This is a genomic window from Cellulomonas triticagri, assembly GCF_003696205.1.
Lineage (GTDB): Bacteria > Actinomycetota > Actinomycetes > Actinomycetales > Cellulomonadaceae > Cellulomonas > Cellulomonas triticagri.
In genome coordinates this window covers 18469-27416 of sequence record NZ_RFFI01000058.1, presented here as the reverse complement: position 1 = coordinate 27416, position 8948 = coordinate 18469, and the positions used below count along the sequence as shown (strand labels likewise).

At 74.5% G+C, this 8948-nt stretch carries 7 protein-coding genes and 1 pseudogene; 4 read left to right on the top strand and 4 right to left on the bottom strand.

Going from position 1 to position 8948, the window contains the following annotated elements:
* Together EBM89_RS11545 and EBM89_RS11540 are read left to right on the top strand one after the other, a co-directional pair.
* The coding region (locus EBM89_RS11545) for an SbcC/MukB-like Walker B domain-containing protein (RefSeq protein ID WP_305038142.1) at window positions 1-785 on the top strand (785 nt) is incomplete at its 5' end.
* Between the two features lie 18 nt (window positions 786-803).
* Window positions 804-1130 (top strand): hypothetical protein, encoded by a 327-nt coding sequence (locus EBM89_RS11540; RefSeq protein WP_369408648.1) that lies wholly within the window; start codon window positions 804-806, stop codon window positions 1128-1130.
* Window positions 1131-1158: 28 nt separating this feature from the next.
* Here EBM89_RS11540 and EBM89_RS11535 read toward each other — a convergent pair whose 3' ends face one another.
* Complete coding sequence (locus tag EBM89_RS11535; RefSeq protein WP_122149574.1) at window positions 1159-1608, bottom strand: hypothetical protein; 450 nt, start codon at window positions 1606-1608, stop codon at window positions 1159-1161.
* A 187-nt stretch (window positions 1609-1795) separates the two neighbouring features.
* Here EBM89_RS11535 and EBM89_RS11530 point away from each other — a divergent pair.
* Window positions 1796-2564 (top strand): annotated as a pseudogene (locus tag EBM89_RS11530) (ABC transporter ATP-binding protein).
* Window positions 2564-5107 carry an ABC transporter permease gene (locus EBM89_RS11525; protein ID WP_122149573.1) on the top strand — a complete coding sequence of 848 codons (2544 nt, stop codon included), beginning with the start codon at window positions 2564-2566 and terminating at the stop codon, window positions 5105-5107. The pseudogene EBM89_RS11530 and the gene EBM89_RS11525 overlap by 1 nt, the downstream one beginning before the upstream one ends.
* On the opposite strand, the gene EBM89_RS11520 is transcribed toward EBM89_RS11525, so the two are convergent.
* The 3 genes from EBM89_RS11520 to EBM89_RS11510 all read right to left on the bottom strand — a co-directional run bounded on the left by EBM89_RS11520 (window position 5094) and on the right by EBM89_RS11510 (window position 8922).
* Complete coding sequence (locus EBM89_RS11520; RefSeq protein ID WP_233571690.1) at window positions 5094-6524, bottom strand: glucose-6-phosphate dehydrogenase; 1431 nt, start codon at window positions 6522-6524, stop codon at window positions 5094-5096. The two genes, EBM89_RS11525 and EBM89_RS11520, sit on opposite strands and share 14 nt — an antisense overlap.
* A 73-nt stretch (window positions 6525-6597) precedes the next feature.
* A complete protein-coding gene (locus tag EBM89_RS11515; protein WP_122149572.1) occupies window positions 6598-6858 on the bottom strand; it encodes an antitoxin in 261 nt (86 codons plus the stop codon).
* Between the two features lie 132 nt (window positions 6859-6990).
* Window positions 6991-8922, bottom strand: coding sequence for an oxidoreductase (locus EBM89_RS11510; RefSeq protein ID WP_122149571.1), 1932 nt, complete (start codon window positions 8920-8922; stop codon window positions 6991-6993).
* Window positions 8923-8948: the final 26 nt, after the last annotated feature.

Here is an 8948-nt window from a genome sequence, read left to right as displayed (position 1 = left end):
GGGTCGCCGAGGGGCTGGCGGACCCGGAGGTCGTCGCCGTCGCCGACGAGCCCGCCGACGGCGCCTCCCGGGTCGCGGATCTGCGGGCCGCCGCGACGCAGGCCCGCGCCGACGCCGACGCCGCGGGAGCCGCCCTCGGGTCGGTGCTGGACCGTACCGAGCGCGCCGAGGCCGCCGCCACGCACGTGCACGCCGCGTCGACCGCGCTCGCCACCGCCGACGCGGACGCCGGACCGGTGACGCGCATGGCGCGCCTCGCGGGCGGCGCTGACGCGGACAACGCCAAGGCCCTCTCGCTCGCCACCTACGTGCTGGTGCGCCGGTTCGAGGACGTCGTCGCGGCCGCCAACGACCGGCTCCGCGAGATGTCCGACGGCCGGTACGAGCTCGAGCGCAGCGACGAGAAGGAGGACGTGCGCAGCCGGCGCACGGGCCTCGCGATGCGGGTCGTGGACCACACCACCGGTTCCGCCCGCGACCCTCGCACCCTGTCCGGTGGGGAGACGTTCTACGTGTCGCTGTGCCTGGCGCTCGGTATGGCCGACGTCGTCACTGCCGAGGCGGGCGGGGTCGAGCTCGGCACGCTGTTCATCGACGAGGGCTTCGGGACGCTCGACCCGCACACGCTCGACGCCGTGCTGGGGGAGCTCGGGCGGCTGCGGGCCGGCGGCCGGGTGGTCGGGGTGGTCTCGCACGTCGAGGCGCTCAAGCAGGCCGTGGCGGAGCGCATCGAGGTGCGGCGGCGGGCCGACGGGTCGAGCACGCTGACGGTCGTGGCGGGCTGAGACGTGCGGGATCCGCAGGTGCCTGACGGCCACCGGGCGGGTGCCCGCCCCGAGGTCGTCTGCCTGTGCGGCTCGATGCGGTTCGTGGCGGAGATCCGGGCGACGACCTGGGAGCTGACCCTCGCGGGCGTCGTCGTCCTCGCGCCGAGCGAGGTGGGTGTCGAGGGCGAGTCGATCAGCGACGAGCAGAAGGCCGTGCTGGACGCCGTCCAGCGGCACCGGATCGACCTCGCCGACCGGGTGGTGGTCGTGAACCCCGGCGGGTACGTCGGGGAGTCCACGACCCGGGAGATCGCGTACGCCCGGGCGGGTGGCACGCCGGTCTCGTTCACCCACGCCCTCTGACCGGAGCGTGTCCCGGGGTCGCCGCGGCTCACCAGGTCCAGCCCCGCGCCGCGAGCTCGACCTCCTCCCGCATCCGCTCCCACGGGTCCCCCTTGGCGCGCGGCAGCACCTCCACCCCGGCGAGCCGGCAGGCGTCCGCGAGCAGCGCGTCGTAGGCGAGCTGGCTGGCGATGATGCGCTCGGCGCGGGCCCAGGCGTGCGGGTCGTCCTCGAGCTCGCGCAGGTGCTCCGCGACGATGCCGAGCCGGATCTGCACGTGCAGCGCGTCGAACGGGTCGGGTGCGGTCTCGCGGTGGTGGCCGCGGCGGAGGCGGTCGGCGGTGCGGTCGAGCGCCCCGGCGACGTGCCCCCGGACCCGGTCCCGGTTCCGGCCCGCGCGGCGTCGCGGCGTCGACCTGTCGCCCGGGAGCAGCCGCAGCAGCACCGCGAAGGTCAGCGCCGGGAGCACCATCCACAGCACCAACAGGGACCACGTCATCGGAGCACCTCGTGGGAGAACCCTAGATCGCCGGTATGACGCGCGCCACACTGAGGAGGGGGTGTGCGGGACCGAGGTCCCCAGGGGTGGGATCAGGGGACGACCAGGGTCTTCACGGATGCCGCCGCGTCCCGCGCGGACGGGACGATGCTCGTGCCCACCAGCGGACTCACAGGAACCGGGGACCATGACGACCAACGACGCCACACCGATCGCGAGCGCACGAGGGCTGGTGAAGACGTACGGCCGGGGGGGACACCGCGGTGCGTGCGCTCGCCGGGGTGGACGTGGACTTCGGCCGCGGGGAGCTCACCGCGATCATGGGCCCGTCCGGGTCCGGGAAGTCGACGCTGATGCACTGCATGGCGGGCCTGGACCGCTCGGACGCGGGATCCGTCGTGGTCGACGGGCTCGAGGTCAGCGGCATGCGGGAGCGGCAGCTCACCCGGCTGCGCCGGGACCGGCTGGGCTTCGTGTTCCAGGCGTTCAACCTGGTGCCGACGCTGACGGCGCTGGAGAACATCACCCTGCCGCTGGACATCGCGCGCCGCCCGGTGGACCGCGCGCACCTCGACGCCGTCGTGCAGGCCGTCGGGCTCGCGGACCGGCTGGACCACAAGCCCACCGAGCTCTCCGGTGGGCAGCAGCAGCGAGTCGCGTGCGCCCGTGCCCTGGTGTCGCGTCCGGCCGTGGTGTTCGCCGACGAGCCGACGGGCAACCTCGACTCGACGTCGTCCGGCGAGGTGCTGGGCTTCCTCCGCCGCTCGGTGGACGACCTGGGGCAGTCCGTCGTGATGGTCACGCACGACCCGACGGCGGCGTCCTACGCGCACCGCGTGCTGTTCCTGGCGGACGGCCGCCTGGTCGGCGAGGTCACGGACCCGACCCCGGACTCCGTCCTGGCGGCGCTGACCGCCCTGCGCCCGGCCCCGGCTCCCGCCGGCGCGGTCGGCTGATGCTCCGGGTCGCCCTGCGGGGCATCCGCGCGCACCTGGTGCGCTTCCTGCTGTCGCTGCTCGCGGTCGCGCTCGGCGTCGCCTTCGTGGCGGGGACGTTCTCGCTGCGCACGATGATGTCGAGCACCTTCTCCGGCATCGTGGACGCCGCCGCGCCCGCCGACGCGTACCTGCGCCCGCCGGGCGGCGGGGCGTTCACCGCGGAGGGCGGGACCGGCAGCACCGGCACCGTCCCGCGGGCGCTCGCGGCCGAGGTCGCGGAGGTGGACGGCGTCGCGCACGCCATCCCCGAGGTGCAGGGTGCGATCGTCCTGGTCGGGGCGGACGGCACGGCGGTGCAGAGCACCCAGGCGCCGAGCATGGCGTTCCCGTACGTGACCGAGGACCCGGCGATCGAGGTCGTCGAGGGCCGCGGCCCGTCGGCACCCGACGAGGTCGCGCTGGAGACGGCGACGCTCGCGTCCTCCGGCTTCGCGATCGGCGACGCGACGCAGGTGGTCGTGGGCGGGCAGGTCACCGACGTGGAGATCGTCGGGAGGGTCGACATGGGCGGCCCGATGGCCGGCGCCACGATCGTGCTGGTCGAGCCCGAGACGGGCTACGCGCTGTTCGCGCCGGACGGCGGCGTCGGGGACATCGCGGTCTACGCCCAGGACGGCACGACGGCCGAGCAGCTGGTGGACCGGCTCGGGGCGCTCACCTCGGCCGACGTCGAGGCCGTCACCGGGCAGGAGCTCCGGGACGAGAACAAGGCCGCCATCGACGAGATGCTGGGCTTCGTCACGACGTTCCTGCTGGTGTTCGCGGCCATCGCGCTGTTCGTGGGCGCGTTCATCATCTCGAACACGTTCGCGATGTCCGTGCGGCAGCGGATGCGGGAGTTCGCGCTGCTGCGGGCCGTGGGGGCGTCGCCCGCGCAGGTGTTCACCTCGATCCTCGTCCAGGCGGCGGCGGTCGGGCTGATCGGGTCGGCGCTCGGCGTCGCCGGTGGGCTCGGCCTGGTCGTCGGCCTGAAGGCCGTGCTCGGGGCGGTCGGCATGGACCTGGCGGGGAGCATCCCCGTGGACGCGGCGACCGTCGTCGTCTCGCTGGTGGTCGGCACCGTGGTGAGCGTGCTCGCCGCCGCCGTCCCCGCCCGTCGCGCGGCCCTGGTGCCGCCGGTCGAGGCCATGCGCGACGAGGTGACCGTGCCGGAGCGCTCGATCCGGGTGCGCGCGGTCGCGGGCCTGGTGCTGACCGGCCTGGGTGCAGCCGGGGTCGCGGCGGCCACGCTGAACTCGGGCCCGGACACGATGGACGCGGCGCTCGGCGCGGGCGCGGCGGCGGTGCTGCTCGGCGTGCTGATGCTCGCGCCCGGCATGGCACGCGGCGTCCTCGGGGTGCTGGCCTGGCCGTTCGTGCGCGCGATCCGCCCGGTGGGCCGGCTGGCGCGCGGCAACGTCGTCCGCAACCCGCGCCGCACCGCCTCCACGGCGGGGGCGCTGATGATCGGCATGGCCCTGGTCGGGGCGGTGTCGGTGATCGCGGTGTCCGCGCAGCAGTCGGTCGCGGGCGTGGTGGAGTCGCAGACGAACGCGGACCTGGTGCTGCGCTCGGCGACGTTCGACATCCCGAAGGGCGCGATCACGGACGTCGCGGCGCTGTCGGAGGTCGGGCGGTCCGACGTCTTCGCGGCCGCGGCGCTGCCGGTGACGCTCGACGGGGACGACGCGGCGGGGACCCCGTACGTCGCGGGCGTCGCGGACGACCTGTTCGACCGCACCATCGAGGCCGAGACGGTGGACGGCGACCTCGCGTCGCTCGCGGACGGGGAGGCCGTCGTCCAGGAGTCCGCCGCCGAGGAGTACGGCTGGGCCGTCGGCGACACGCTCGTCGTCACGGGTCCGCGCGGCCCGCAGGACCTCACGGTCGGCGCGGTGTTCAGCACGAACGTGCTCGGGGCGGCCGTCGTCGTCCGCACGGAGGTCCTCGACGGCCTGGTCCCGCCGGAGCAGCAGCTGGTGGACACCCTCATGGTGTCCGCGGCCGACGGCGTCGCGGTCGCGGACCTGAAGAACGCGGTCGCCGAGGCCGTCTCGCCCTACGTGGTGGTCTCGGTGCTCACGCAGGAGGAGTTCGTCTCCCAGCTCGCCGACCAGGTGAACCAGGTGCTGGTGATCCTGTACGCCCTGCTCGGGCTGTCCGTCGTGATCGCGGTGCTCGGCATCGTCAACACCCTGGCGCTGTCCGTCATCGAGCGGACGCGGGAGATCGGCCTGCTCCGTGCCGTCGGCCTCGGCCGGCTGCAGCTCGCGGGCACGGTGGTGATCGAGTCGGTGCTCACGGCGGTGTTCGGCACGGTCGTCGGGCTGGTGGTGGGGGTGTCGCTCGCGGCGACGCTGCCCACGGTCTACGCCGACGACGGGCTGTCGGAGCTCGTCATCCCGTGGGGCAGCCTCGGCGCGATGCTCGCGCTCGCGGTCGTGGTCGGCGTCCTCGCGGCGCTGTGGCCCGCCACCCGGGCCGCCCGGATGCGGGTGCTGGACGCCGTCAGCTACGAGTGAGGACCCACCCGTCCGGGCCGGCGAGCGCGTCGGCCCGGGCGGGGCCCCACGTCCCCGGCTCGTACGGCTCGGGCTCCGGGCGGTCCGGGCCGAGCAGCGGCGCGAACGCCGCGAACGCGGCCCGCAGCCCGTCCGGGCTGGTGAACAGGGTGCGGTCGCCGACGAGCACGTCGTGCAGCAGCGAGGCGTACGGGGGCAGCGGGTCGCCCGGCTCGACGTCGTCGAGCGCGAGCGACGCCGTGCCCGTCGCGAGCGCCAGGTCGGGTCCGGGTCGCTTCACGGTCGTCGTGATGTCGATGGCCCCGTCCCCCGCGAGCGAGACGCTCACCCGGCCCGGGCCGGCGGGCTCGCCGAACAGCTCGTCCGGGGTGCGCAGCACGAGGGTGACGCGCTGCGCCTGCGCGGCCATCCGCTTGCCGGTGCGCAGCAGGAACGGCACACCCCGCCACCGGTCGTCGTCCACCCACAGCCGGGCGGCGACGAAGGTGTCGGTCGTCGAGTCGTCGGCGACGCCCTCGATGTCCCGGTACCCCGTGAACTGCCCGAGGACGACGTCCTCGCGCGGGTCCAGCGGCCGGAAGCAGCGGATGACCTCCTCGCGCGCGGCCGCGAGATTCTGGGCGTCCATGGCCGCCGGCGGACCCATCGCGACCTGCGCGGCGACCTGGAAGAGGTGGGTGACCAGCATGTCCAGCGCGGCGCCGGTGGCGTCGTAGAACTCGGCGCGGTCGGCGACGTCCAGGGTCTCCGGGACGTCGATCTGCACCTGCGCCACGTGCTCCCGGCTCCAGATGCCGCCGAACAGCTCGTTCGCGAACCGCAGCACGTGCAGGTTCTGCGTCGCCTCCTTGCCGAGGAAGTGGTCGATGCGGAACACCTGCTCCTCGTCGAGCACCTCGTGCACCAGCGCGTCGAGCTCCTCGAACGACTCCGGGGACGTCCCGTAGGGCTTCTCGTAGACCACCCGCACCCCGTCGGCCAGGCCGTGCGCACGCAGCCCGCGGGTCGTCGGCGCGAACGCCGACGGCGGCACGGCCAGGTAGTGCACCACCGTCACGTCGGCGTCGTCGTCCCCGGCGAGATCCGCCGTCGCCGCCTGGATCGCGTCGACCAGGCCGCCGGGCTCGTCCTCGGTGAACGTGCTCGCGTACCGGACGTGCCCGTCCAGGGCGTCCGCACGGTCGGCGTCGCCGTGCTCGCGCAGCGACTCCCGGACGACGTCCGCGAGCTCGTCGTCGGTGTGCTCCTGACGCCCGGTGCCGAGCAGCAGCCACCGCTCGGGCAGCAGGTCGGCGGCGGCCAGGGCCTGCAGGCCGGGGTAGACCATGCGGCGGGCGAGGTCGCCGCGCGAGCCGTGCAGCACCAGCAGCACCGGGCCGTCGGACGAAGGGGCGGTCGGTCGGTCGGTGCGGGGCACGCGGCTCCTCTCGGGTCGGGGGTCGGTGCCGCTCGTGCCGCCGGGACCGGCGGCGCGGGCGATCGGGCGCGGGTCAGAGCGCGGGCGGGTCCGGGCGCTCGGTGTGCCGCTGCGGCGGCTCGGTGTGCTCCGGACGGTCGGGGCGCGCGGCGTCGCGCTTCTGCTTCTCCAGGAAGTCCCGCGCCTTGTCCGTGGCCGCGTCGATCTTCCGGTCCGTCGAGTCCCCGGTGCGGGCCTTGACCGCCTCGGCCGCCTTGTCGATGGCGCCCGCGATCTTGTCCTCGTTGCCCGCGACGGCCTTCTTGGCCTTGTCGACGAAGTCCCCGATACCCATGACGGCACCCCTCCCGGCTCGATGGCCCCTGCTCCACCGAGTCAACGGCCCCCCTGCGGTCGCTGCAACCGGAGGGCGTGCCGGTGCCGCCGGGGACGGGGCGCGCGGCCCCGCCCCCGGCGGCGGGTCTGGTCAGAGCGCGAACGCCGCCAGGAAGCCCGCGTTGATCGCCTCGCCGACCTTCGCCGGCTTCACGCAGTCGCCCAGCGGGATCACGTTCGGCCGGTCCGCCAGGGCGTCGGGGAGCGCGGTGTTCGGGCGCACGCCGAACGCGGACAGCACCGTGTCGGCGTCGACGTGGATCTCCTCGCCGTCGGGGCCGGTCGCGGTCAGGCCCTTCTCGTCCACCGCCGTGACGGTGTGCTCCGTGAGGATCCGCACGCGGTGCTCGGCGAGCTGCCGCAGCAGCGTGATCCGGTTGATGACGATCATGTCCTTGGCGATCTCGGACGCCATCTCCACGATCGTCACCTCGTGGCCCGCCTGCGCGAGCTCCAGCGCGGAGTCCGCGCCCGAGAGCCCGCCGCCCGCGACGACGACGCGCTGGCCGACCGGCGTGCCGAGGTGGAAGTCCAGCACCTCCACCACGTTGTCCCCGTCGATGCCGGGGATCGAGCGCGGCACGACCGGCAACGAGCCGGTGGCGACGACGACCGCGTCCGCGCCGTCGAGCTCGGGGGAGTCCGCGGCGATCTCGGTGCCGAGGTGCACCGTGACGGGCAGCGTCGCGAACTGGCGCTCCCACCAGCCGACCATGCCGCGCAGCTCCTTCTTGAACTCCGGGGTCGCGGCGGGCCACAGCACGCCGCCGAGGTTCGTGCCCTTCTCGTACAGGTCGACCCGGTGCCCGCGCAGCGCCGCGACGCGCGCCGCCTCCAGGCCGCCGGGGCCGCCACCCACGACGACGACGTGCTTCGGCCGCGGGGCGATCTGCAGCACGCGCTCGCGCTCGAACCCGACCTGCGCGTTGACCGCGCAGCCCAGCGCCTCGGCGAAGAACGCGTGCCCGACGCACATGGCGTTGCAGCGGATGCAGGGGCGCACGTCGCCGCGGCGGCCCTCGCGCAGCTTGTTCGCCCACTCCGGGTCGGCGATCAGGCCGCGCCCGATGCCCGCGAAGTCGGCCTCGCCCGCGGCGATGACGGCCTCGGCGTTCTCCGGGGTGAGGTTGCCGACCGCCATCACCGGGATCGACAGCACCTCCTTCATCGCCTTCGCGGCAGGGGCCATGCACGCGTCGCCGAGGTAGTACGGCGGGAAGACGTAGTCCATCGCCTCGTACGACCCGTCGTCCGCGATCAGCAGGTCCAGGCCCGCCGCCTCCAGGACGACGGCGATCTTCTTCGACTCCTCGACGGTGCGGCCGCCCTCGAACCGGTGGTCCACCGACAGCCGGAACGACACCGGCAGGCCGGGCGCCGCGGCCTTGACCGCGCGGATGATCTCGACCGCGAACCGGCAGCGGTTCTCGGTGGAGCCGCCGTACTCGTCCGTGCGGCGGTTCCACACCGGGCTCATGAACTGGTCGACCAGGTAGCCGGTGTGCCCGTGGATGTCGAGGGCGTCGATGCCCGCCGCGGCGGCACGGGCTGCGGCCTCGGCGTGCCGCTGCACGATGACCTGGATCTCGTGCGTCTCCAGCGGGCGGCAGAGCACCTCGGGGTGCGAGTAGTGCGGGTTGTCCGAGGCGGAGATCGGCAGCCGGTCCGGGTCGACGTTGTTGATGTTCCGGCCGAGGCCCGCGGTCAGCTGCAGCGAGATCTTCCCGCCGACGCGGTGGACCGACTCGGCCAGCGCGGTCAGGCCCGGCAGCGCGGCGTCGGTGTCGACCCGGCACAGGCCCGGGTTGATCACCTCGTAGTCCTGCGACACCGCCGAGATTCCGGTCATCACCAGGCCGGTGCCGCCCTTGGCGCGCTCGGTGTAGTACGCGATCTCGCGCTCGGTGATCAGGCCCTCGTGCGTGCCCATCTCGGTGCCCATGGGGGCGAGGGCGACGCGGTTGGGCAGGTCGAGCGAGCCGATGCGGCCCGGGGCCAGCACGTGCTCGAAGGTGGCGGTCATGGCGAGTTCCTCCTGCGGGGGGCGGG

What these genes read in the sequence shown, in the direction of transcription:
- EBM89_RS11535 (WP_122149574.1), bottom strand. Translation starts at nt 1,608, where the DNA reads ATGACGTGGTCCCTGTTGGTGCTGTGGATGGTGCTCCCGGCGCTGACC.
- EBM89_RS11515 (WP_122149572.1), bottom strand. Translation starts at nt 6,858, where the DNA reads ATGGGTATCGGGGACTTCGTCGACAAGGCCAAGAAGGCCGTCGCGGGC.
- EBM89_RS11510 (WP_122149571.1), bottom strand. Translation starts at nt 8,922, where the DNA reads ATGACCGCCACCTTCGAGCACGTGCTGGCCCCGGGCCGCATCGGCTCG.
- EBM89_RS11525 (WP_122149573.1), top strand. Translation starts at nt 2,564, where the DNA reads ATGCTCCGGGTCGCCCTGCGGGGCATCCGCGCGCACCTGGTGCGCTTC.